This window comes from Pontibacter ramchanderi (assembly GCF_002846395.1).
In the GTDB taxonomy this organism is placed as follows: domain Bacteria; phylum Bacteroidota; class Bacteroidia; order Cytophagales; family Hymenobacteraceae; genus Pontibacter; species Pontibacter ramchanderi.
In genome coordinates, this window is the sequence record NZ_PJMU01000003.1 from 828,804 (window position 1) to 852,713 (window position 23,910).

Below are 23,910 nucleotides of genomic sequence, written 5' to 3' on the forward strand. Positions count from 1 at the left end.
ATACCGAATAGCAACATGCAAACAGACCACAAACACCTTCGCGAGTTGATTGCGCAGCTGGACGTGCTGCAACAGGACGCCCTCAAACTGGAAAAGAAGTTTGCGCCCGCTATCAAAAGCGTGCATCCTTCTTTCCGGACGAGCGCCCGCAACCTGCTACATTACCTGTCGTTGCGGCAGCACGACATCCGGCAACTGCAGGCGAACCTGTCGCGGCTGGGTCTCTCGTCGCTGGGCCGCTCCGAAGGGCATGTGCTGGCCAGTTTGCAGGCCGTGCACCTCATGCTCTGCCACTTGCTTAGTTGCGCCCCCACCAAAAAACCCATACCGGTGTCGCATGCCGAGAGCCTGGAGCTACTCGAAAAGCACACGAGCGAACTGCTGGGCCCGCGTCCGCCAAAGCGCAGCACCCGCATCATGGTCACGTTTTCCGCCGACCTGGCGCAGGACTACGAACTGGTGAAGCGCATGCTGCTGGCAGGTATGGACTGCGCCCGCATCAACTGTGCCCACGACAACGAGCAGGTATGGGAAAGCATGGTGAAAACGATCCGGAAGGCTGAAAAAGAAACAGGCCAAAGCTGTAAGATACTCATGGACCTGATGGGGCCCAAACTGCGCACCGGCACCCTTACCCCCGGCCCGGCCCTGTTACCCATACGCCCGATCCAGAACGAACTTGGGCAGCTGGTGTCGCCAGCCAAGGTATGGCTCGCCCCCGCCGGCGTGGAAAGCGAAGTGCCCACAGACGCCAGCCTGCCGGTAGCTGAGGCCTGGGTGGCGCAACTGCAACAGGGCGACAAGCTTAGGTTCAAGGACACGCGCGGCCGCAAGCGCTCCCTTACGGTGGTGCAGCGCAAGGAAAAAGGCGTGATCGCGCATCTGTTCAAAACATCCTATATCGGCACCGGCACCGAACTCACCATCAGTAAAAAAAGCGCCCTGGAGCGCAGCACCAAGGTTGGGGCACTGCCGGCCAGCGTGGCACCCATATACCTGCGCAAAGACGACCTGCTGATCCTCACAAAAGACGAAGCACCCGGCGAGCCTGCCCTGTACGATGCCGAAGGCCACGTTGCAAAGCCCGCACGCATTAGCTGCACCCTGCCCGAAGTGTTTGGCCGCGTGAAGGAGGGCCAGCCGATTTTGTTTGACGATGGCAAAATTGCGGGAGTGATCCTGAACGCGAGCGACGAGGCCCTGCTCGTGAAAATAACCGAAGCCAAGGAGTCCGGCAGCCGACTGCTGCACGACAAAGGTATAAACCTGCCGGAAAGCGACCTGCAGTTGAACGGGCTCTCGGAACAGGACCTTCAGCACCTGGCCTTTGTGGTGAAACAGGCCGACACGGTGAGCCTATCCTTTGTGAACCATCCCGAGATGATCGAGGCGCTGCACCGGGAACTAAAACGCCTCAAAGCCCCACGCCGCCTGGGCATTATCCTTAAAATTGAAACCAAAGAGGGGTTCCGCAACCTGCCCCACCTGCTGCTGACCGTCATGAAAAATCACCCGGTGGGCGTGATGATTGCCCGCGGCGACCTGGCCGTGGAGTGCGGCTGGCAGCGGCTGGCCGAAGTGCAGGAGGAAATTCTGTGGATAACGGAGGCCGCGCACATACCGGTGGTGTGGGCCACGCAGGTGCTCGAGTCGCTGGCCAAGAAGGGGCGCCCGTCGCGGGCCGAGATTACGGATGCGGCCATGTCGCAGCGGGCCGACTGCGTGATGCTCAACAAAGGCCCTTATGTGCTGCGGGCCGTAGAACTGCTCGACGACATTTTGCAGCGCATGCAGGAGCATCAGCACAAGAAAACATCCATGCTGCGCCCCCTGCACGTATCAGAGCTAGAAATGCCCGGCAGCAACGCCGCCAACCAAGCCGCACAGGTATAGCTATCGTCTGGCTATACCTGCACCAGAACACTCCTGACCATGAAACAGGCCCTTGCGCTACTTTTTTACACCTTGCTATACCTGAGCACAGCTTCCCATACCCTGGCCCACACTTACTACATCAGCCCCAAAGGCGATGACACCAACACGGGCTCCTCGCCTGCTTCCGCCTGGCGCAGCCTTGCCAGGGCCAACAGCCACAGGTATAGCCCCGGCGACACACTGCTTTTAGAAGGAGGCTACACCTTTGCGGGCGGTCTATACTTTCATCAGGGAAATTTTTCAGGAGATGGGGATCCGCTTGTTGTGAGTTCTTTTGGTAACGGGCGCGCCACTATAGAGGCCGGCACAGGCTACGGTTTTTATGCGCATAATGTGGCAAGTATAGAGATTCGGAACCTCAACTTCAGGGGCAGCGGCTATACCCGCAACACCAACCATGGAATTCTGTTTTACAATGACCTGCCGGGCAATGTAAAGCTGCCGCACATTGTCATCGATCAGGTGGAGGTGAGCGGTTTCCGGAAATCAGGGATTACGCTGGGAGCCTGGAACGGCAAAAGCGGCTACCGCGAAGCTCGCATCACGCAGGCTGTGGTGCACGATATCGACTCGGTGGGTATTAATGTTTTCGGGGAGTTCGACCATACTAAGACCGGCTACGCACACCGCAACATTTACGTCGGGCACTGCCATGTGTATAAAATCTACGGCCTGATCCTTCCGGACAAGCACAGCGGCAGCGGCATTGTGCTGTCGGATGTGGACGGCGGCACCATCGAGCACAGCGTGGTTCATACCTCGGGTATGCAGAACAAAAACTGCGGCGGACCGATTGGCATCTGGGCCTGGGACGCCAACGCCATCACTATCCAATACAACGAGGCCTATAACATGAGCGCCGGCAGCGGCTGCGACGGCGGCGGTTTCGACCTGGACGGCGGCGTGACCAACTCGGTGATGCAGTACAACTACTCGCACGACAACGACGGAGCGGGCTTCCTGATAGCGCAGTTTGAGTGGGCCCGGCCGATGCGAAACAACGTCATCCGGTATAACATCTCGGAAAACGACGGTCGCAAAAACGGCTACAAGAGCATTACGCTATGGGTGGAGAACCACGAACGGAGTGGAAACCTGGACCTGCTCGTGTACAACAACACCATCTTTGCCGACAGCGCAGTTGCCCCTTCCGGCGGAGGCGTGTTCATCAAGAGCGGCGGGCACCACAACGTCAGGTTCTTCAACAACATTTTCTACAGTCGCAACGGAGCGCCCCTGGTGGTAGCCACCGACACGACCATGGACGTCTCCTTTCATCACAACGCCTACTTCAGCGAAGACAATCGCTATACCTTTGTGTGGGGCGATGGCCGCTATACCTCGCTGCACGATTTTCAGGCGGCCACCCGACAGGAGACAATGGATGGCGCTCCGACAGGTATGGTAGCTGACCCAAAGCTTCTTGCACCCGGTACGGCAGGCACCTTGGGCTACCCACTCAATCAGGAAGCCTTGCGCGACAGGTATAGCTTACACAAAAAATCACCGCTGATCGGCCAGGGTATAGCGGTGCCCCTCCCTCCTTCATTTGCTCCAGCCCAGGAAGACATCTTCGGCAATCAAATTGAACCGACCACTGCACCCGACATGGGCGCTATTGCCTATACCCGGCCTAAGTTTTTTCAATGGCTGAAGGCGCTGTTTTGAGTTGCAGAGTTGAGGAGTTTGGGAATTTAAAGTTAGAAGGTTTGGAAATCGAGGGAGTCAATACAGGGAGAATTATGGTAAACCTGGAAGAATATATAGGGGATTATATGTAACTTACTTTGGGAAGGCATTTGGCCTTGCTCATACCTATACCTATAGTAAGCCTATGAAATCATTCAACCTGGTCGGATTTGTCGCGGTGCTGTTAGCTGTGACGGGTGCTGTTATCAGCATCGGGCATTTTTTTGAGAACAAATACATCGGCTGGGCCTTCATCGGAGCTGGCCTGGCGCTGGCTATTTTCAACACGTGGTGGAATATTCGGAGGCATGGTCGGTAGGAATCAGAAGAGTATGTGGCAGATTGGCAATATTTGAAATATGGAAAAATTTATTTTTAAAATAGATGACAAAGAGTTTGAGTTTCCAACTGATGGTGCTCCTGAATTCCGTTATGGGGGAAAGGAAGTTGTATCAGCACTGGAGACTGATATTACCTTTGGACAGAGATGGTATGAAAGCGGATATTCTATTTTTAACTTTTTGGAGGGAGAAGAATTTTACCTGTTAAAAGAAGGCTTAACACATAGTGTCGAAAAGATAATACGTGAAGAATTAGGCATAAATACAAATGGCTTTAGACTTGAGTCTTATCATAAGTATGTAACCTCTGATGAAGACCATTATAAAGTGATTTTAAAAACCCGTGATTTGTACCTCCGAGAGTTCAAATTCCTTTTCGAGACATTGTTTGAAAAATTTGAGGATCACCTAGGATTTGGGTTAACAGATATAGATCCTAAGACAAATGAACCCATCTATATCATAATCCGAATCAACAGACCAGGCTCAAATGATTTTAATCCACCTCATAAAGATGTCTACCACTTCATGGACGGGCCCGATTCATATATTCCTCAGTTCCTGAATATTTGGATTCCCATTTGTGGCGTTACTCCGAAATCTTCCTTACCGTTGGTAGAATCAAGCCATTTGTTACCTGAGAGTTGCATATTAAGAACTATAGAAGGGGGCGTAATAGGTAAGAATAAGTACAATGTAAGGATGGTGAAGGAATGGGCAAAGAGTAATCAACTAAAGAGAACTAAGGTAACTTATGGAGAAGCCTTAATATTCTCATCTCACCTGGTACATGGATTAGCAGTTAACGAAGAACGAGATACAACAAGGGTATCGCTTGAATTCAGGTTATTTAAAAAATAGGAGCGGATAAAAGTCTGAGAGAACTACCCATGCCTAAAACCACAGCCACCTATTCCATCGCGCTACTACTCCTGCTCCTCACTTTCACCCAATGCACCACCAGCAGACAACGAATGCTCAAGCAACAGTACAAACAAATTTATATCGAAGAGTTTAAGTTGATTTATTTTCAGAAGCTGCTTCAGGCTGGTTTTAACAACTCCGAAGAAGTGAACAGCTTGATACGCTTCGACAAGAGTGGCTTCACAGAGCCAGTCCTTACCATGGAAGATTATCAGCTAATCGAGCGCCTGGTGCAGGCGGACCAGCAACAAATGAGAGCCGACTCTGTAGCGAAGATAGGTAGAGTAGCAGAGGGCGCTGAGGGCAAGCATGTGTTTAGCCATATTCTTACCAAGTTGGAAGGCAAGTGGCTGGATAGCCTGGCAAAAAAGCGCTACAAACTCTCCGACTTTCGCCATACGTCTCTAAATTAAAATGACTATTCAGCACAAGCTGACGTTACACCTAAAAAACATTCCCATGAAAAAACTACTCTTCTCACTCCTATTCGCTGTTTGCAGCCTGCAAGCCTTTGCGCAGCAAGAACTGATTCACCCCAAAGAGCAGAGAAAGCAGGGGCTGGTGTCGCAACCGCAGCCTTATGTCGAGGTGGATGGGAGGCAAGTGGCGCAGGCTAGTTTGCCACTGATTGCAGCGGTGCATATTGACAGCGCAGAAGTGCTGAAGAAAGAAAAAGCCATCGAAAGGTTTGGTGACAAGGCCAAAGACGGAGCCGTTATCTTACACGTCAAGCCGACAACAGAGCTGGCTACCCTCCAGGATATCTATACCCAGTTCCGTATACCTGCCGATCAACAAAACTTGAAAGTAATCATCAACAACCGGCTCGTAAAAGACACCAGCCTGATACTTGCCAACCTGGAGCAGATCGAAAAAGTGGAGGTTGTGAAACAGGACATCGCAGCCCCCGTTCGCTGGAGCCTGAACGACGAAGAAGAATTTCTGCACATCACCTCCAGGCCACAACCTAAGCAATAACCCTATGGACGGCACCAAACGTAGCAACATCAAAATTGGCTCCCACGTCAACATCGTGCTCAAAGAAGACCAGCGCACCGGCGACTTAACGGAAGGGTATGTAGAAGCCATTCTCACCAAATCACCTAATCATCCGCATGGCATCAAGGTCAGGCTGGAAACGGGCGAGATGGGTCGTGTGAAACAAATACTTTTGAGTTAGAAAGGTAGAAAGTTAATTGGCTTTTTTTCGGATAGCGTTCTTTCTTGCTACAGTAAGAATGGCAGTAAGCTCCGCCGCTTCTTGGTGCAACTGCACTAGACGACTAGCTGGGACTTTACCTGCCTCCTCCAGCATTTCAAGCCAGAACTGAGTTTCGTCAGCCTCCTCAAGCACAACATTGATTTTAGATGCAAACGCGGCAGCTGACCTTGCGCGGCAAGCCGCCCTATAATTGGCAGCAACAGATGTAGCTGAGCGCAGCGCTTGTTTGCCGATAACGCGAGCCTCATCTGCTCCTGGTAGCGCTTGGAATACTCGAATTACACAAAGCCCAAATTCTTTCGTGCTTTTTTTCATTTTCTCAGCAAACACAAAATTGCTTTTCTTTCCATACCTTTTTAATTTTTTAACTTTCTCCCTTCTAAACTTTCTAACTTATAACATCCCTTCGTCTGCAAAGCTGTAGTAGTCATTATCGGTAAAGATGATGTGGTCGAGTATCGGCAGATCCAGAAAAGATCCGGCTTCTTTCATTTTTTTAGTCAGGGTGATGTCGGCGGCGCTGGGCTTGGTGTTGCCGCTTGGGTGGTTGTGCACCAGTATCACCGAGCTCGCCAGTTGCTCAATCGCCTTTTTGAAGATCATTTTCGGGTCAGCTACGGTGCCTGCCACACCTCCGCTGCTGATGTTCTCTTTTTTCATTACCACATTGGCACGGTTCAGCAGGATCACCCAAAACTCTTCGTGCGGCAAATCCAGTAGCTGCGGCTTGATGTAGTTGTAGATGTCGGTGGAGCAGGTAATGCGGGTTTTGGCGGCAGCAGCCGTTTCCTTGCGCCTGCGGCCCAGCTCCAGCGCACTCACAATCGAGATGGCTTTGGCCTCTCCTATACCTTTAATCTTGGTGAGATCCTTCACTGTCAGTTTGGCCAGTTCGTTCAGGTCGTTGCCCACAGCTGCCAGTATGAGTTTGGCCACGTCTACGGCGGTTAGTTTTGGCGTTCCAGACCCAATCAGAATGGCAATCAACTCCGCGTCGCTCAGGGCTGCTTTACCTTTGAGCAGGAGCTTTTCGCGCGGACGGTCCTCCTCGGCCCAGGTCTTGATGTTGAGATTGGCGGTGTCGTATGCCAAAAGTGCAGACGTAGCTTCTTGTTTCACTGCGGTACAGATTTTGTTAGGTATAAGATTGTTAAGTGAATCTGTTTAAACTAAAAATAGTTCATGAAACACAGGCTGTCTGACCAGCTTTTTTATATTTATATACAATTTTAAAACCCGACGCTGCTTTCACCTGTTTTGAGGCAGCACCAACCATACACCATGCAACGATTTTTTTCGATCGGAATAGTAGTTTTCATCCTGTTCCTGGTGGACTTGTATGTCTTCCAGGCCATCAAAACCGCCACCCAAAGCCTCTCGTCCAGCACGCAGCGCATACTTTATATCCTGCATTGGGCGGTGTTCGCCATCACGGCCGGCACCTTTGCGCTGGCATCTTTCACACGGGGTACACCACCTGATGCGTTCAAGACCTACCTGGCCAGTACGCTTTTCATCATTTTCGCCTCCAAGCTAGTAGTAGTGCTCTTCCTGTTTGTGGACGATACACTGCGGCTGGGCAAAGTCGTACTGAACCATACCACAAGTGCCGATACCGTTTTTGACCCTTCGCGCAGCAAATTCCTGAGCCAAATGGGCCTGATGGTGGCCGCTGTGCCTTTCTCGGCCTTTATCTACGGTATGGTAAAGGGCGCCTATGATTACCGCGTGAAGCGTGTCACGCTTCGCCTGCCTAACCTGCCAGCCGCTTTTGATGGCTTTAAGATGCTTCAGATATCTGATTTGCACACGGGCAGTTTCACTTCCACGGAGCCGCTCAAAGAAGCCGTTCGTCTGATCAATAAGCAGGAAGCCGACCTGGTATTTGTGACGGGCGATGTTGTGAACAATGTAGCGACCGAGCTGACGCCGCATGTGGATACCCTGAAGGAAATTAAAGCGAAGCAGGGCGTATTCTCGGTGCTCGGCAACCACGACTACGGTGATTATGTGAGCTGGGAGAGCCGGGAAGCTAAAACGCGAAACCTGCAGACCCTGATTGATACACAGCGTCGCATGGGCTGGGATGTGCTGCTGAACGAGAACCGCCGGATCGAAAAAGACGGGGCACACATTGCAGTGCTGGGCGTCGAGAACTGGGGCAACCGGGCGGGATTCCCTAAATACGGTGACCTCAGCAAGGCCTATAGTGGGTCAGAGGCCAGCCCGTTTAAAGTACTGCTGTCGCACGACCCGTCGCACTGGGATGGCGAGGTTAACCAAAAGTACTCCGATATTGACCTGACCCTGTCGGGCCATACCCACGGCATGCAGTTTGGGGTGAACATACCTGGCCTGAAATGGAGCCCTGTGCAGTATGTGTACAAGCAGTGGGCGGGCCTTTATAAGCGCGGCCGGCAGCACATTTACGTCAACACCGGGCTTGGCTTTATCGGCTACCCGGGTCGCGTGGGCTTCCTGCCCGAGATAACGGTATTCGAATTGAAAAAAGCCTAAGCTTCCTGTTCATCCATTATTTATATTTTGCAAAGAGCCAGTCAACCGATTGGCTCTTTGCATGTAAGGCTATACCTGGATATATATTTTATTATATTCAGACTCATCCTCCATTTATCTATTACCAATGAACTAAAGCCTGTCTGAAACTTAAAAAAACCTACATCATAGCTACATAGAAAGCAACAAACTATACCTTAAGATCGGTTGACAAGATTTAAGGTTTGAACCTACCCCTCCTTTCATCGTAAAACATCAGAACAAGCCATATTTGTTTTATACTATTTTAAGCAAAGTGGCTGCTTTGATGAATTTTTAATTTAGCATATTTAAGAGATGAAAAAGGTATTTTATTCAATAGCTATAATCAGTGCCACCATGTTTGCTTCCTGTACAGAAGACAGAGGCAAAACCTATGAAACAGCCGATGCCAACCAGGACGAACGTGTGAACCAGAGTCACATCAGGGGCAACGACATGGCCATGGGCTCCGACACCGATATGTCGAACTCAGACGCGGCCTGGCGCAGCAACTCAGAGCGTATAGCCGGCCAAATGGCAACAGACCTACGCCTCGACACCACTACCCAAAACCGCGTGCAGCAAGTACTGTACGAACGGGAGCGCCGCTTGAGCGAGCTGGAGTTTAACTACAACGAAACTAACCGCATGGGCGGGCAAGTGGCAGAAGAAGTTGACAACATGGCCACAACCGAGAAAAAACGCTACGACCAGGATGGTGGCACCATGACCGATACACGCGGCAACATGAACACCAACACACAGAACAACACGACAGCTGCATCGGACCTGGACACCCAGCGCGAGCAGATCATGGAAGAAACCGACCGAGAGTTGCAGAATATCTTATCGCAGGAGCAGTACCGCCAGTACCAGGAGAAGCGCGCCAACTATTGGGGCATGAGCAACGACGGTACCAACCAGCTCGATAACTCGAACAACAACATGCAGAACCAGAATCGTCAGCAGAATAGTAACCAGATGAACAACTCCGGCACAAACAACAACCAGTCCGGGTCGAACACAAACTCTGGCAACAACATGAACAGAAACCAGTAAACTTTATACACGTATAAATGTTTAGAAAGCCTGTAGCGCCTGTAGCTATGGGCTTTCGCTTTTTAAGCCTGCTTTCCGCTAAATTTTAGTAATTTAGCACCATGCCGCGCCGCTGCAATTTATTTTGGCCGGCACATACTATTAAGCCCGACCCGGCGTATTGACATTAACCTGTTGCCACCGCCATGGTGGCCCTTGCTGAAACATGCCCCTATACCTGCTGCGACTACTGCTTTTTTCTGCCCTGATTCTGGTGAGCGCACTGCCGGCCCTGTCGCAGCGCAGCATACGCGTTAGCGGCACCGTGCTCGAGCCCGACAAAGCCACGCCCATACCTGGTGCAGGCATTATCCGGTATGGCACCACCCTGGGCGTCATCTCCGACGAAGAAGGCAAATTTATGATCGACATCGACCAGAGCGACACGTTGATGATACGGGCTGTTGGTTTTAAGCCTTTGCTATACCTGCCCCGCAACCTCCCGGTTTCTGAGCTCCGCGTAAACATCGTGCTCCAACCTGACAATGTGATGCTGGGCGAAGTGGAGATCACCAGCCGGCCGTCGGAAGAAATGATTCAGCGGGCACTGCGCAACATGAAGAAAGAAGAGCCGGAGTACGTAAAGCGCAAAGGTTACCGCCCGGAACTGGAGCCTGGTCCGCCGCCCCCTCCCGTGGCCCCTACCCCGCTCAGCCCCATTTCCTTCCTTTACGACATGTTCTCCAAAGAAGGAAAGCAGAACCAGAAACTGCAGCAACTGCTCATGATAGAAGAACTGAAGCGGCGCAAAGAGGAGAAGGAAAAATACAACCGCTTTTTCAAAGACAACACTGGCTACGAGTAACTCGAAAAAACCGCTTCCCAAAATCTGATTTTCGGCAAAACAATCCGCTTGTGCGTAGGTTAGGGTATAGTTATACCTGCATACCTTATGAAAATCGGATACCCCTGCATCAACGAAACACTGGACTGTTCCTCTTCGCGTACTTTTAGGCTCGCCTCTTATTCCGAAGAACGGCTTATACAGAGGGTGGAGCAAAACCTGAGCTGCCTGCGTCGCATCCTGGAATTTAACGTGGAGCACGGCCTGCATTTCTTCCGGCTTACATCCGACCTGGTGCCGTTCGCATCGCACCCCGTTAACACCTACAACTGGCAGGAGCATTTCAAGCTAACCCTACGGCGGCTCGGAGATTACATCAAGCGCCACAACCTGCGCATTTCCATGCATCCCGATCAGTTTGTGGTGCTCAACTCCCCTAACCCGCAAACGGTGCAGAACAGCATTGCCGAGCTGGTATACCAGGGCAGCATACTCGACCTGATGGGGCTGGACACCACCGCTAAGCTGCAGATACACGGAGGTGGCGCCTATGGCGACAAGGAGTCGGCGCTAAACAGATTTGCGGAGGTATACCATACCTTGCTGCCCGACGCCGTGAAAGCCCGCCTGTGCGTTGAGAACGACGACCGCACCTACAGCCTCACCGATTGTTTAATACTACACGAACTTACAGGGATGCCTATTATTTTCGACAACCTGCACCACGCGTGCGTGAACAACGGCGAGCCCATGCGGGAAGCGGTGATGCTGGCAGCCCAGACCTGGCAACCCGAGCGCGACGGCATCCTGATGGTGGACTACAGTGCCCAGTCGCCGGGCGAGCGGAAGGGCAAGCACGTGCAAAGCATCGGCGAGCAGGCATTTCACGATTTCCTGGTAGAAACCGAGGGCATTGACATGGACATCATGCTGGAGATAAAAGACAAGGAAGCCAGCGCCCACAAGGCGGTGGCAGTGGCAAAAGCGCTTGGCAGATTGTAGACAGTCGCGTTAGAACCAGCTTTGCACCAATTGGTACCCGAAAGCCATCAACTCCCACAAGGCCCAGATCAGGAGCACACCGATAACGACGATGCCGATGACAACGCCGATGATGATGTTTTTGCCGCTCCCCTGGTACTTACCCTCTTCGTAGTGGGCTCTCAGCATGCGCACGTTGCGCTCGTTGGCTTTAAAGGCAAAGTCAAACAAGTTGCCGAGGATGGGAATGCTGCCAAACAGAGCATCGAGCGCCACATTGAGCAGCATTAGGGTCACCATTTTGCCGCTGGCCCCATAGCGGGCCATGGTGAGGATGAGCATGGCCGACACACTGAAAGAGGCCAGGTCGCCCACCACCGGAAAAAGGCCAAGTATAGGATCCAGTCCGAACCGCCAGTTGGTGCCCGGCAAACGGAACTGGTTGTCCATTAAGTGTGTGATGCGATCGACCCACTTCAGGTTCTCGGTGCGGGGTGTGCGGGTATAGTGTGTATTTGCCGTTTCCATAGCTGCCTATACGCAGTACATAAACAAAAGTAGCAACCCCGCCTGCGCTCGGCGACTCACCCCAACTACCAATCAGCCGTTCTTCGTTTCGCCACCTTGTTGTTTTTCGGGGTGTAGGATGATTTGGACTTCCACTTTTTGTGCACTCTATCCGGTTTCCCTTTCACATAACGCATGCTACTGTAGTCATCCACCACTATGGCATTGCTGCTTCGGCTAAAGGAAGAGCAGGAAGAAAAGATTGTAAGGGTGCTGATCAGGGTGATTATTAGAGTAAATCTTAAAAGCTCCATATAATTCTGATTATTAGGTGTGTATCGAGTATCTAATATAGCATATATACCTATATATTCAAAAATTGTTCTGTTTTACCACAAATTTATACCAAACAAACATGGCCATTACGGGCGGTAATTGTACCCGCCCGTAATGGCCATGTTTGTTGCCTTGCACTGAACTCAGTACCGACTTCACGCCTGCTGTCCTGCATCAGTCTGCTCTAAGTCACCTATGTCCTGCAAGCCACACCGAAAGGGCAGTTGCAGGGCTCTCCTAAGCATAGGTTTCTACAAGAAAGTTTGTTGTTCAACGCCTGGAAACGGCTCTTGCGCGCACATCCGATCCCTAAGGGCATAGAATGTTTTATAAAAATAGTCCTTTTCCACGTCATAACACAGGACATTTATACCTATTCAGGTTTTATATATACGAATAGGACTATTCTCACGACCAAATGGTGGTAAGTACCAGAGGCACAAAAAAAGGCAGGCCCGATAATGAGCCTGCCTATACCTGAGCGGCGCTGTCGCTACTTATTTTTTCCCGCCCTTGCCATGGCCTTGCTTACCGCTGTTGCCTTTGCCAGGGTTAGCTTTGCCGGAGTTACCTTTTCCTTTAGTACTGTTGTAATGGTTTCCGTTTCCGGGTTTTCCTTTAGGCGCCTGCTTTACAGTGGTGTTGTTGTTATTCACGATAATGACCGTATTGCCGCCTTTGCCCTGCTTGTGCTTGGTATGGCCCGGATTGGTGGTGCGGGGGTGGTGCGGATTGTTCGGATTTTTGGTCCAGCCCTTTTTGTAGCCTGTGTGCTTCCCGGCTTTGCTGTCTTTGATGATCACGACCTGGCCAGTGTTGCTGTTCTTCTTGCGCGAGGTAGTACAAGATGCCATCGTGGCGACAGACAGTACAACCAGGATGATGAGTCTAAGGCGTTGCATATTAAGTTTATTTTATAATTATGAGAGATAAAACCTGTTTGGCAGGCACAAATGTATGTATTCGCCTGCATACCTGATCATGCCACTGACCATATTTAGTGCAATTATTTTAAAATCTTAAAATCCATTGATTCCGTCCTATAAAAATTAATTCGCTGCTTCGGTGGTTAAGCCTCAACTAAGCTGCATGTGCTTGCGTATTTACTCAAGTGTCAACCTCCTGGCACGCTAAACTTGAGAAGCCATGCTGAACAGACTATACGGGGTGCTGCTGCTGACCCTACTCATCCTTGCCTTGGTATCATCCTGCGAAAACAATCATGCACAGGCCGTCGACACACTTGCGCCAGTCCAGCCTGTAGCTGCAGAAACAACAACCCTGCCAAATACTATATAGTAAAGCGCTATACCTGCATTATACCTGCAGACCAACGCTCTACACCATGGCATTGCACCATGCCTATACCTGCTAAAACAGCGACAGGAGCCCCGAAAGAGGCTCCTGTCGCTGTTTAAAGAAATCCGAATATTATTTTGTTCTGATCTTATGTCCCGCCATTGCATAGTAAAGTATAAACAGGTAGCATGGCACCATGATCCAGTAAGCCTGCTGCGGGTTGATCTTATCGGCAAGGGCACCGTAGATGAGCGGTAGAATGGCACCACCTGCTATACCCATGATGATCAGCGAAGAACCGATCTTGGTGAAGCGACCCAGGTCTGCAATAGCCAGCGGGAAAATAGCCGGCCACATGAGCGCATTAGCCAGACCCAGCAAAGCGATAAAAGTTACCGACACGATGCCACTCGTCATGATGGCGGCTACAGTAAACACCACACCCAGTATAGCGGATATTTGCAAGGCTTTGTCCTGACGGATATACTTTGGAATGGTAGCTACGCCTACAAAGTAAGCCACTACCATGGCCCCCAGCGTAAATGAGGTAAAGAACTTGGCTGTTTTGAAAGAGATGTCCTGGGCTGCTCCGTAACTCACGATCGTGTCACCGGCCATTACCTCCACCCCAACATACAGGAACATGGTGAATGCTCCCAGCAACAGGTGCGGGAACTGCAGAATGCTCGTTTTGTTCACATTAGCGGCAGCCACTGTTTCGTCTTCCTGGTCCGTGTCCACTTCCGGAAGCGAGGAGAAATAGATCACGATGGCTAATGCTACCAACGCGCCCGTAATGATCAGGTAGGGCATGATCACTTTGGAGGCCATGGCATTCAGTTCAACGGCTTTCTCGGCCGCGCTCATCAGCTCCAGCTTGGCCACCACTTCGTCGGCATTGGAGAGCACAATGGCTCCCAGGATGATAGAACCCAGAATACCACCGATCTTATTGCTTACCCCCATGATACTGATGCGCTTGGCAGCACTCTCCAGCGGACCCAGAATGGTGATGTACGGGTTAGAAGCCGTCTGCAGCAAAGCCAGACCCGTGCCCTGTACGAACAAACCGATCAGAAAAAGCTCCAGCGTGCGGGTGAGTGCAGCAGGCACAAACAAAAGTGCCCCAGCAGCCATTACCAGCAAACCTACCGACATGCCTTTCTTAAAACCGGTTACTTTTAATACCCAGGCCGAAGGGATGGACATGACAAAGTAAGAGATGTAGAAGGCGAACGCTACCAGGTATGACTGGAAATTATTGAGCTCCAGCGAGATCTTGAAATAAGGAATCAGGATGGCGTTGAGCCAGGTAACAAAGCCAAAGATGAAGAACAACACACCGATGATGATGATCGGCCGCGCGCTCCCACCAGAAGCATTTTCCTGCCCGGTCTTGCTGTTTGAGGATGTGGCTACTTTAGTCATGTTAAGTTTTAGGTATAGATAAGGTGCAAAACTGTTTCCGGCAGAAAAGCGCAGGAATAAGAGTACAATATAGAATTTATCTCGGTTATATCAGGTGTTATAGTCTTAAAATTTGACTCGTTGCCTACTCTACCACAATCTCATCCAGCATCAGCCAGGTTTTCTGTCCGGCAGAAGGGTACTTATCAGGGCTCACGCCCACGTTTTTCACTTTCACCTTCACAAAGCGGGCGCGGGTAAGCGGTATGGTGGCGGCAACTTCATGAGTCGTGATGCCCTCCGCACCCAGTGGGTTCGGGTCGTCGATCGTGTCCACGGTCACATACCGGATGCCGTCTACCGACAAGGCGTACTCTACCTGCACCGGTAGGAAAATGCGGTAGCCGATGTTCTGCATGAAATTAGTGCTCATGCGCTGGATCGGCTGCACCTTCCCCAGATCAATGATCGCCTCCACGTCGGTTCCCAGGAAGCCGGACCAGTGGCCATCGTATTGATCTGTAGAGCCTTTCAGGCCATCTACCAGCTTGGATTTGTTAGCGAAGCTTGAGCTAGCCGGGTTAGTCAGGGTGATGCTCTTGTTCAAACCTTTGTGTGCTTCAAAGGTGCGGGTGCTCACCTTGCCCACCAGCTTGCCATTCACAAAGGAGCCGGCTTTCACCGTGGCTGTTTTGTTCAGCGTAAAAGGCGCTTTGTATACCTGCGACCGGGTGCTTGGGTCCGACCCGTCCAAGGTATAATGGACGGCCACATCGGCGGCATCCGTATCGAAGGTAACGGTGGCTCGGTTGCTTACTGTGTCTACCTGCAACTGCTGCTGCACATTGAAGGCACTGCGGGCGTAGTTGACACCTAAGGCATCGTAGCGCTTGTACTGCTCTTTCATGCGGGCCTGGAAGCTCTTCCAGTCTTTCAGTTTGGCAGGCGTCCACAGTATTTCACTTAGAGCGGCTATGCGCGGGAACACCATGTACTCGATGTGCTCTTCAGTCGAAACGTATTCTGTCCACATGTTGGCCTGCGCGCCCAGTATGTACTTCTTCTCGTCGGCAGTCAGCTCACTTGGCGTAGGGTCATAAGCGTATACCTTGGAGAGGGGGTTGTAGCCATGGATGGTAACCGGCTCCAGCTCACGCTCGCCCTGGTAGTGGTCGAAGTACAAAGGCGAGCCCGGTGACATGACCACATAGTGCTTCTCCTTGGCGGCGGCTATACCTCCCTTGGTGCCTCGCCACGACATCACGTAGGCATTCGGTGCCAGACCGCCCTCCAGTATCTCATCCCAGCCAATGATGATGCGGCCGTTCTTGTTGGCGAATTTCTCCATGCGCTGCACAAAATAGCTCTGCAGTTCATGCTCGTCTTTCAGGCCTTCGTCGGCAATGCGCTTCTGGCATTTCGGGCATACCTTCCAACGTGTTTTTGGCGCTTCGTCTCCTCCAATATGGATAACCTTGCTCGGGAAAAGCGCCATCACCTCTGTCAGCACGTCTTCCAGAAATGCGAATGTCTGCTCGTTGCCAGCGCAGAAAATATCAGGAAAAATGCCCCACTTCGACTCCACTTTGTGTGGCCCGCCGGTGCACGAAAGTTCCGGATAGGCGGTCAGCGCAGCCAGCGCATGACCCGGCATTTCGATCTCAGGTACCACGTTGATGAAGCGGTCCTGCGCATACTTCACCACGTCTTTGATCTGCTCCTGCGTATAGTAGCCGCCGTGACGGCGCTTGCGGTAGGTCTGTGGCAGGTCCCAGTAGTGGCCGATCAGGGTGCTGTCGCGCCAAGCGCCTATTTCGGTCAGTTTCGGGTGCTTTTTGATCTCGATGCGCCAGCCCTGGTCGTCGGTCAGGTGCCAGTGGAAGCTGTTCAGCTTGTGCATAGCCAGGTAGTCGATGTACTGCTTCACAAACTCCACCGGGAAGAAATGGCGCGTCACATCCAGGTGCATGCCGCGCCAGGTATAGCGGGGTTTGTCCACGATCTCGAGTGCAGGTATAAGGGCCGACTCAGCTGTTTTTTGAGCGGGCAGGAGCTGGCGCACCGTCTGTATACCCAGAAAAGTGCCATGCGCCTCTTTGGCAGCCAGTGTTATGCGCTGCTGACTCACCTGCAAGGTATAGCCCTCTGCTCCCAGTGTGTCGTTTTGTGTTTTCAGGGTCAGGTAGATCAGGTTCGTCTCCTTTTTCTTCGGCTTTTTCTGGATCACTTCGGGTTTGTGCCCAATGGCTGTTTCGATGTGCTGGGCTAGAAACTCGCCCACACGCAGCAGATCGGCATTTTTTGGGTCCACGTATACCTTAGTGGAGGGCTGCACCAGAAAGTTTCCTTTTTGGGTGGTCAGCTTCACAGGCTGCGGTATCAGCGATAAAGATTCTGGCTTTACCTGCGCCTGCGAAGGCGTAGCTATACCTGCCGTGCAAAGAATCGAAAGCAAAAGGGTAAGAAGATTTTTTCTGAAAGTCATGTCAGAAATGCGTGTTTTTTAGGGTGTTGGTTGTACTAAAGAGCGATGCTGTTCGGTTGATAAAAATGGCTTCTACCTAAGATGTCAAGCCTATGCTGCTTTTAACAGGATCCTTACAGGATGACAATACAAATTGTAACGGGCCCTTCCTTAGGTTAAATCAGGGTCAATTTTAAAAACCCGGACAAATAAAAAAGCAGCTAAAACAAAGCTAAGCAATTTGCTCCGTTTTAGCTGCTTTTTGTCTAGGCTAGAATTTCCACCTCACGAAAGCCTCCATCGCCTCGTAGTTGGCAAGGCCCAGGTCATCGTAGTTTTTGGCCGTCTCGCGGTTGCGTTCCTCAGCACGCACCCAGAACTCGCGGGCATCGTCGCCCGGGAACACCGGATAGTCTTTCTGCGACTGGTGCTTGAAGATGGCGTTGCGTTTGCGCTCCACCTCCTGCGGCGACAGCGGCACGGCCATTTCGATCTCGTGGGTAGCAAACTCGTGCCAGGCGCCGCGGTACATCCACAGCCAGCAGTCCTGTGCCCACTCTTCGGTTTCGCGCAGGCGGTTGAGGGCGGCCAGCACAATGTTGAAGCACACAATATGCGTGCCGTGCGGATCGGCGAAGTCGCCGGCAGCAAACACCTGGTGCGGCTTCACTTTCTGCAGCAGCTCCATGGTCAGCTCCACGTCCACATCGGTCACCGGTTTTTTCACCGTCTTGCCCGTTTCGTAAAAAGGCAACGCCATAAAGTGAATGTGGTCATCTTCCAGACCGGCATAGCGTGCGCCTGCAATGGCCTCACTCTTACGGATGAAGCCTTTCACATCGCGAATCTCCTGCGAGTCGAGTTGGTTTGGCTGCTTATTCTCAATAAAGCTGCGCATGTCCTCGTAAATGTTTTCCAGGTGATCGGACTCCTGGCCGATGCTCTTGTTGAAGTCGATAGCAAACTCCATGTAGCGCAGCACATCGTCGTCCCAAACGGCGGTGTTGCCGGAGGTTTGGTAGGCTACATGCACATCGTGTCCCTGGTCCACCAGACGGATGAAGGTACCGCCCATTGAAATTACGTCGTCATCCGGGTGCGGTGAGAAGATCACCACGCGTTTGCGGGCAGGCTCGGCACGCTCCGGACGGCGTCTGTCGTCGGCGTTCGGCTTGCCACCTGGCCAGCCCGTAATGGTGCTTTGCAGTTTGTTGAAGATGTCAATGTTGATTTCGTAAGCCGTGCCCTTCTCGGTGATCAGCTGAGCCATGCCGTGGTTGTTGTAATCCTCCTCGGTCAGCTTCAGGATCGGCTTTTTGACCGTCTGCGACAGCCAGATCACCGCTTTTTTGATAAGCGAATCGTCCCAAACGCAGTCTTTCACCAGCCAAGGCGTGTCGAAGCGGGTCAGCTCCGATGCCGCATCCTGGTCCAGTACAAACTCCACGTTGTCTGACAGCTGGAGATAGGTTGCCGGCACATCGCTCGACATCTCGCCTTCCACGGCTTTCTTAATAATCGGAGCCTTTTTGCCGCTCCAGGCCATCAGGATGATCTCGCGGGCTTTGAAAATGGTACCGATGCCCATGGTAATGGCTTTGCGCGGCACGTTCTCCTTGCCACCGAAGTCGCGGGAAGCATCGCGGCGGGTCAGGTCGTCGAGCGTTACCAGGCGCGTGCCGGAGTTTGGCGCAGAGCCCGGTTCGTTGAAACCGATGTGACCCGTACGGCCTATACCCAGCAGCTGCAGATCCAGACCGCCCACAGCCTCTATCTTGCGCTCGTACTCCAGGCAGTAGTCGTGTATTCTTTCCTGTGGCAGGGTACCGTCCGGTATGTGCACATTGTTCTTGTTGATGTCGATGTGATCGAAAAGGTTTTCGTTCATGAACGTCACGTAGCTCTGCACCGCAGTTGGCTGCATCGGGTAGTACTCGTCCAGGTTAAAGGTGATCACATTGCGGAAGCTCAGGCCTTCTTCGCGGTGCAGGCGCACCAGCTCGGCGTATACCTTTACCGGCGTAGCACCAGTGGCCAGACCCAGCACAGCCTTTTCATTGCGCCCCTGTTTGTATCGGATCAACTCCGCAATACGCTGTGCCACCTTTACGGAAGCAATATATTCGTCGGAGTAAACGGTAACCGGAAGCTTTTCAAAACGTGTTTCTTCCAGAAGATTTAATCGTGCCATTTTCTTTGTGCTATAATGTGATGTTGTGTTTCGTTGCTCTGTTATTTCGTTGACTCAATGCGATGCTCAAAAATGCGCTCCATCACCGTGGCTACCGGCCCCAGTATACCTGCCTGCGTGCCCAGCTTGGACATCGCAATCTCGGTGCGCTCGCGCAGCTGCGTCATGCAGTACGTGTTGATGGATTGCTGTATAGGCGTGGTGAGGTACTGCCGGGCCTCGGCCATTTTGCCGCCGATGATGATCAGCTCCGGGTTAAAAAGCTGGATCAGCATGGCGATGCCCTTGCCCAGGTTACGGCCCGTCTCAGCGAGTATGTTGATGGCGTACTGGTCGCCTTCGTGTGCCGCCTCAATGATGGCCTGCGGCTCTATCTTTTGCAGTTCGTTGCCTGCCAACGCTTTCAGTAAGGTATCCTGTCCGGCTTGCAGTCCTTCGCGGGCCATGCGGGCCAGGGCACTTCCCGAGGCCACCGTCTCCAGGCAACCCCGCTTGCCGCAGTGACACAGCACTCCGTTGTCGACAAAAGGGATGTGACCGAACTCGCCCGCAAAACCAGAAGTACCCAATCGTAGCTTGCCATCCAGGATGATGCCGAGGCCTATACCCCAGTCCAGCGTGAGCACGAGCACATCGCGCTTGCCCTGCGCCGCCCCAAAACGGTACTCGGCCAGGGTAGCGCTCTTCACGTCGTTCTGGATATAAACCGGTTTGTTGAATTTGAGTGCCAGCAGGTCCTGCAGCGGGGTTTCATCCTGCCCCGTGATAAGGTAGGTATAGCTGTCGCCTTCGCGGGAAGAGACGAGCCCGGGCATGCTCAGGCCAATGCCCATCAGTTTATCGGCGTCTATACCTGCCGAAAGCACCAGGCTATTTGCATGCCGGTGCAGTGCATCGACAGCGCTCAGGTCTTTGGACAGGTTAAATGGAAAAGTATGGATGCCGGTGATGTTGTTGTTCGTTCCGTCGAAAATAGCCATGCGGATACTGAACTTCTCCATCTCGATGCTCAGCACGAACAGCGAGTTATGGCGCAGTCCGTAGAGCTCTGGCTTGCGCCCTCCCACCGATTCGCCGCGCCCCTGCTTCTCTACCAGTCCCTCGGCCATCAGTTCGTTAAGCAATGCCATAGAAGTCGGCGAACTGATGCTGAAGCGGTTGCAGATGTCGGCATTGGAGCGGGCTCCTTTCACATAAAGGTGGCGTACGATCCTGATCTTCTGCAGATGCTTTTTGCGCTCCACATGATTCAGCTTCTCCAGAAAACCCTCTTCCATTGCCAGGAATGCACCCATTTAATCAGAACTGTAGTGTTAACATGAAGTACGTTAATAAAGACAACTTAAGCAAAAACTTTTAATAAAATTTTATAAAAGTTATTTAAGATAAATTAATTTTTGCCTTATTAATTAAGCTAATCTAAAAAAATTTAGAATTTAAAGTTAACGTTGCTAGCTGCTGCTCTACCTTTTTATCTACCTATCGTTTCCTCTGTTCAATAAAAAAGGCAGTAGCTCGCGCTACTGCCTCTGGGTAAAGTCATTTAGCTGTTATCATTCATAAAGCGGCTTTTCGCGCAAATCCACCAGCGTGGCCTCTGGCGACACACGCTTGGCGCGCAGGAAGCGGCCGAGCTCAAAGGCGTCGTGGTTTGCAGCGGAAGGGTTCATGCTGTTGATGCGCACACGGCCGGCAGAGTGGATGAACTCCTGGTTACCGCCGATCCACATGCCCACGTGCACCACACGCTCGGGCTTGCCGTCTTTGGCAGGCACGCCAAAGAACAACAGGTCGCCAGGACGCATTTCATCCCAGCCCTTGTCCGTGTTAACCAACTCGCCAATATGCACCTGCTGCGAAGCATCGCGCGGCAACACCAAGCCGTTCATGAAGAAAATGGTCTTTGTAAAGCCGCTGCAGTCCATACCTTTCACAGAAGTGCCGCCCCACAGGTAGGGCATACCGAGCATTTCTTTGCTGGAGGCTACCAGGTTCTCCTCGGTTGGTTTGCGGGTAGCAACCCATTCCTTAAAATCCATGGCCTCGGCAGCAGAAATAAAGCCTGTACGTCCATCAGGGAAGCTCACCTCGTAAAAATCTTTCGTCTTGTTTTTCAGTACCAGCACATCGCCATACACCATGTCCGATACTGGAGCCGTGTTCTTATCTGCAGTGGCGTGCGCGAAGCCGTAGGTTTTGGTATAGATCAGCTTCTTGCCCTGCTGCCACTTGTTGAAAGCAGATTGATCCATTAAGGCCACGCCGCCATAGTCCACCCAGGCCAGATACTGGTCAGGGGTCTGCACCAAATACCAGCCGTCTTGCTTTTTCCATACCTTGAGCGGAGTGCCCATAGTCGCCTGCGTGGCCAGTTCGGCAGAGTGCTTCGGCTGCGAACGCAGGTTAGCCACCGAAATCGTCACGATGGCCTGGTGTTTCCCCTCAAGCGCTGCTTCCGGCAACACCTGTATGCTGTCTACGAACGGCATATTGGCTGCCTGCAGACGCTTCACCAATTCCGCTTTCGCTTCTGGCATATTGGTCTCGCCCCGCAGCACATTACCCTTGGGCTCCACATCAAAGAGCGCCACCCGCTTGTCGGGCGCAAACTGTTGCCGCACGGCATCGATGTGTGTTTTGGCCGGGGAAACAGCTGCTTCGGCCTTAACCGCTGTGACGGTTTCAGAGGGAGTGCTTTGTGTGCCTGCACAGGAAGCGAGCACCAGCAAAAACAAAAGCACGAAAGGATTCTTCTTGATCATGGTATCGGTTTTTAAGCGACCGTCAGCACCGGGTCTGAAGGCAGCATTATTCACTAAACATTTATCGCTCTATAATAATTCGCTACTGCGGCGCCACCAGCTGCATGAGTATACCTGAGATGTAAGCCCCATAGGTGCCCACGGCATAGCCCAGTATCGCGAGCAACACACCCACCGGCGCCAGTGCCGGATGGAAGGCGGCCGCCACAATCGGAGCCGAAGCCGCCCCGCCCACATTGGCCTGACTGCCCACCGCCAGGAAAAAGAACGGCGCTTTAACCAGTTTGCCCACAATAAAGAGTAGCAGCATGTGCATCGAGATCCAGATGATGCCCACCAGGAACAGCCCCGGCTGACTCACGATAGCGGTCACGTCCATCTGCATACCGATGGTGGCCACCAGGATGTAAAGGAAGATACTGGCTATACGCGAAGCACCCGCTCCCTCCAGGTTACGGGCCTTTGTGGTGGACAGCAGCATACCAAAAGTGGTGGCCAGCACTACCAGCCAGAAGAAGCCGGAGGTAAGGCTAAACCGGGCTAAGCCCGGGGCATTGGCCTCAATCCAGGGCGCGATGATATCGGCAAAGAAGTGCGCCAGGCCAGTCAGGCCAAATCCTATACCGCCTATCAGCATCAGATCGGGCATGGTTGGCACGCGCATGATGCTGTTGCGGTAGCGCTCGATTTTGTTCTTCAGCTCATTCACAGCCGAGCTATCCGCCTTAAAGAAAGCATCGATCTTTTCTGATCTGCCCGCTCCGTAAAGCAGCACCGCCATCCATATATTCGCCACGATCACGTCCACGGCAATCACAGCAGAGAACAGGTTCGGGCTGGGCTGGAAGATCTCGTACATGGCCAATTGGTTGGCTCCGCCCCCGATCCAACTGCCCGCAATGGTGGTCAGTCCGCGCCAAACAGCATCCGGTCCCGCTCCCCCTACAATGTCAGGTGCAAAAGCGGAGACAATCAGGATGGCCAGGGGACCACCGATCACAATGCCGACAGTACCGGTGATGAACATAAGTCCCGCCTTGTGGCGCAGCTTCCAGATCTCTTTCAGGTCGAGGCTGATGGTGAAGAGCACCAAACTCGCCGGCAGCAGGTAGCGTGAGGCCATGCCGTACAAAGCTGATGTTTCGCCGGAAATGATATTGAGGGAGTTGAGTAAGCTTGGAATAAGGTAACACAGCAAAAGCGAGGGCACCACCGAGTAGAATTTCTTGAAGACAGTGCGCTCGCTTGATGATGTTTTGAAAATGATAGCCAGTATGACGACCAATATGCCCAGCACGACGGCGTCGTTGGTGATGAGGGGTGTTGTAGCAGTAGTGGTTTCTTCCATGAAATGGTGTAGTAGTCTTGAAATCTTTTATTTTTAAAGGGGCTTTTCCTGTCGGTGTTGGCTTATGCTGTGGCCTTGCATACC

21 protein-coding genes are annotated in these 23,910 nt (G+C 52.2%); 11 read left to right on the forward strand and 10 right to left on the reverse strand.

The window, feature by feature from the left end; all coding sequences use genetic code 11:
- Positions 1 to 15: 15 nt before the first annotated feature.
- The 7 genes from BD749_RS16225 (at position 16) to BD749_RS16250 (ending at position 6,069) form a co-directional block, all read left to right on the forward strand.
- On the forward strand, positions 16 to 1,893 hold the full coding sequence (locus BD749_RS16225; RefSeq protein ID WP_101446277.1) for a pyruvate kinase: 1,878 nt from the start codon (positions 16 to 18) through the stop codon (positions 1,891 to 1,893).
- Positions 1,894 to 1,932: 39 nt separating this feature from the next.
- Entirely contained in the window at positions 1,933 to 3,603 is a 1,671-nt protein-coding gene (locus tag BD749_RS16230; RefSeq protein WP_101446279.1) for a right-handed parallel beta-helix repeat-containing protein, read from the forward strand.
- Between the two features lie 166 nt (positions 3,604 to 3,769).
- A complete protein-coding gene (locus tag BD749_RS19485) occupies positions 3,770 to 3,943 on the forward strand; it encodes a hypothetical protein (RefSeq protein WP_170871908.1) in 174 nt (57 codons plus the stop codon).
- Positions 3,944 to 3,983: 40 nt separating this feature from the next.
- The gene (locus BD749_RS16235; protein WP_101446281.1) at positions 3,984 to 4,826 is read left to right on the forward strand and encodes a phytanoyl-CoA dioxygenase; all 843 of its coding nucleotides are present in this window, start codon (positions 3,984 to 3,986) and stop codon (positions 4,824 to 4,826) included.
- A gap of 29 nt (positions 4,827 to 4,855) precedes the next feature.
- Complete coding sequence (locus BD749_RS16240; RefSeq protein ID WP_143741276.1) at positions 4,856 to 5,302, forward strand: hypothetical protein; 447 nt, start codon at positions 4,856 to 4,858, stop codon at positions 5,300 to 5,302.
- 46 nt (positions 5,303 to 5,348) lie between these two features.
- The gene (locus BD749_RS16245; protein ID WP_101446709.1) at positions 5,349 to 5,867 is read left to right on the forward strand and encodes a hypothetical protein; all 519 of its coding nucleotides are present in this window, start codon (positions 5,349 to 5,351) and stop codon (positions 5,865 to 5,867) included.
- A gap of 4 nt (positions 5,868 to 5,871) precedes the next feature.
- Positions 5,872 to 6,069: a YwbE family protein gene (locus BD749_RS16250; protein WP_101446285.1), complete on the forward strand. Its 198-nt coding sequence runs from the start codon at positions 5,872 to 5,874 to the stop codon at positions 6,067 to 6,069.
- Between the two features lie 12 nt (positions 6,070 to 6,081).
- On the opposite strand, the gene BD749_RS16255 is transcribed toward BD749_RS16250, so the two are convergent.
- Positions 6,082 to 6,441: a four helix bundle protein gene (locus tag BD749_RS16255; protein ID WP_245869339.1), complete on the reverse strand. Its 360-nt coding sequence runs from the start codon at positions 6,439 to 6,441 to the stop codon at positions 6,082 to 6,084.
- Between the two features lie 63 nt (positions 6,442 to 6,504).
- Positions 6,505 to 7,203, reverse strand: coding sequence for a RadC family protein (radC, locus tag BD749_RS16260; RefSeq protein WP_101446711.1), 699 nt, complete (start codon positions 7,201 to 7,203; stop codon positions 6,505 to 6,507).
- Positions 7,204 to 7,392: 189 nt separating this feature from the next.
- Between radC and BD749_RS16265 the strand changes: the two genes are divergently transcribed.
- The 4 genes from BD749_RS16265 to uvsE all read left to right on the forward strand — a co-directional run bounded on the left by BD749_RS16265 (position 7,393) and on the right by uvsE (position 11,533).
- Positions 7,393 to 8,628 carry a metallophosphoesterase gene (locus BD749_RS16265; protein WP_101446289.1) on the forward strand — a complete coding sequence of 412 codons (1,236 nt, stop codon included), beginning with the start codon at positions 7,393 to 7,395 and terminating at the stop codon, positions 8,626 to 8,628.
- 336 nt (positions 8,629 to 8,964) lie between these two features.
- Complete coding sequence (locus tag BD749_RS16270; protein WP_101446291.1) at positions 8,965 to 9,708, forward strand: hypothetical protein; 744 nt, start codon at positions 8,965 to 8,967, stop codon at positions 9,706 to 9,708.
- A 205-nt stretch (positions 9,709 to 9,913) separates the two neighbouring features.
- Positions 9,914 to 10,552 (forward strand): carboxypeptidase-like regulatory domain-containing protein, encoded by a 639-nt coding sequence (locus BD749_RS16275; RefSeq protein WP_101446293.1) that lies wholly within the window; start codon positions 9,914 to 9,916, stop codon positions 10,550 to 10,552.
- Between the two features lie 87 nt (positions 10,553 to 10,639).
- On the forward strand, positions 10,640 to 11,533 hold the full coding sequence (uvsE, locus tag BD749_RS16280; protein ID WP_101446295.1) for a UV DNA damage repair endonuclease UvsE: 894 nt from the start codon (positions 10,640 to 10,642) through the stop codon (positions 11,531 to 11,533).
- A gap of 9 nt (positions 11,534 to 11,542) precedes the next feature.
- Here uvsE and BD749_RS16285 read toward each other — a convergent pair whose 3' ends face one another.
- The 8 genes from BD749_RS16285 to BD749_RS16325 all read right to left on the reverse strand — a co-directional run bounded on the left by BD749_RS16285 (position 11,543) and on the right by BD749_RS16325 (position 23,826).
- A complete protein-coding gene (locus BD749_RS16285) occupies positions 11,543 to 12,040 on the reverse strand; it encodes a DUF4112 domain-containing protein (RefSeq protein ID WP_101446297.1) in 498 nt (165 codons plus the stop codon).
- An 812-nt stretch (positions 12,041 to 12,852) separates the two neighbouring features.
- Entirely contained in the window at positions 12,853 to 13,257 is a 405-nt protein-coding gene (locus BD749_RS16295; RefSeq protein WP_101446302.1) for a hypothetical protein, read from the reverse strand.
- Between the two features lie 529 nt (positions 13,258 to 13,786).
- Positions 13,787 to 15,082, reverse strand: coding sequence for a sugar MFS transporter (locus BD749_RS16300; protein ID WP_101446304.1), 1,296 nt, complete (start codon positions 15,080 to 15,082; stop codon positions 13,787 to 13,789).
- A gap of 124 nt (positions 15,083 to 15,206) precedes the next feature.
- A complete protein-coding gene (locus tag BD749_RS16305) occupies positions 15,207 to 17,546 on the reverse strand; it encodes a beta-N-acetylhexosaminidase (RefSeq protein WP_101446306.1) in 2,340 nt (779 codons plus the stop codon).
- Between the two features lie 250 nt (positions 17,547 to 17,796).
- Complete coding sequence (nagB, locus tag BD749_RS16310; RefSeq protein ID WP_262503007.1) at positions 17,797 to 19,761, reverse strand: glucosamine-6-phosphate deaminase; 1,965 nt, start codon at positions 19,759 to 19,761, stop codon at positions 17,797 to 17,799.
- Positions 19,758 to 21,011, reverse strand: coding sequence for an ROK family transcriptional regulator (locus BD749_RS16315; RefSeq protein ID WP_101446310.1), 1,254 nt, complete (start codon positions 21,009 to 21,011; stop codon positions 19,758 to 19,760). Before BD749_RS16315 ends, nagB begins: the two co-directional genes overlap by 4 nt.
- 258 nt (positions 21,012 to 21,269) lie before the next feature.
- Positions 21,270 to 22,478 (reverse strand): C40 family peptidase, encoded by a 1,209-nt coding sequence (locus tag BD749_RS16320; RefSeq protein WP_101446713.1) that lies wholly within the window; start codon positions 22,476 to 22,478, stop codon positions 21,270 to 21,272.
- 82 nt (positions 22,479 to 22,560) lie between these two features.
- Positions 22,561 to 23,826 (reverse strand): DUF819 family protein, encoded by a 1,266-nt coding sequence (locus BD749_RS16325; RefSeq protein WP_101446312.1) that lies wholly within the window; start codon positions 23,824 to 23,826, stop codon positions 22,561 to 22,563.
- Positions 23,827 to 23,910 lie beyond the last annotated feature (84 nt).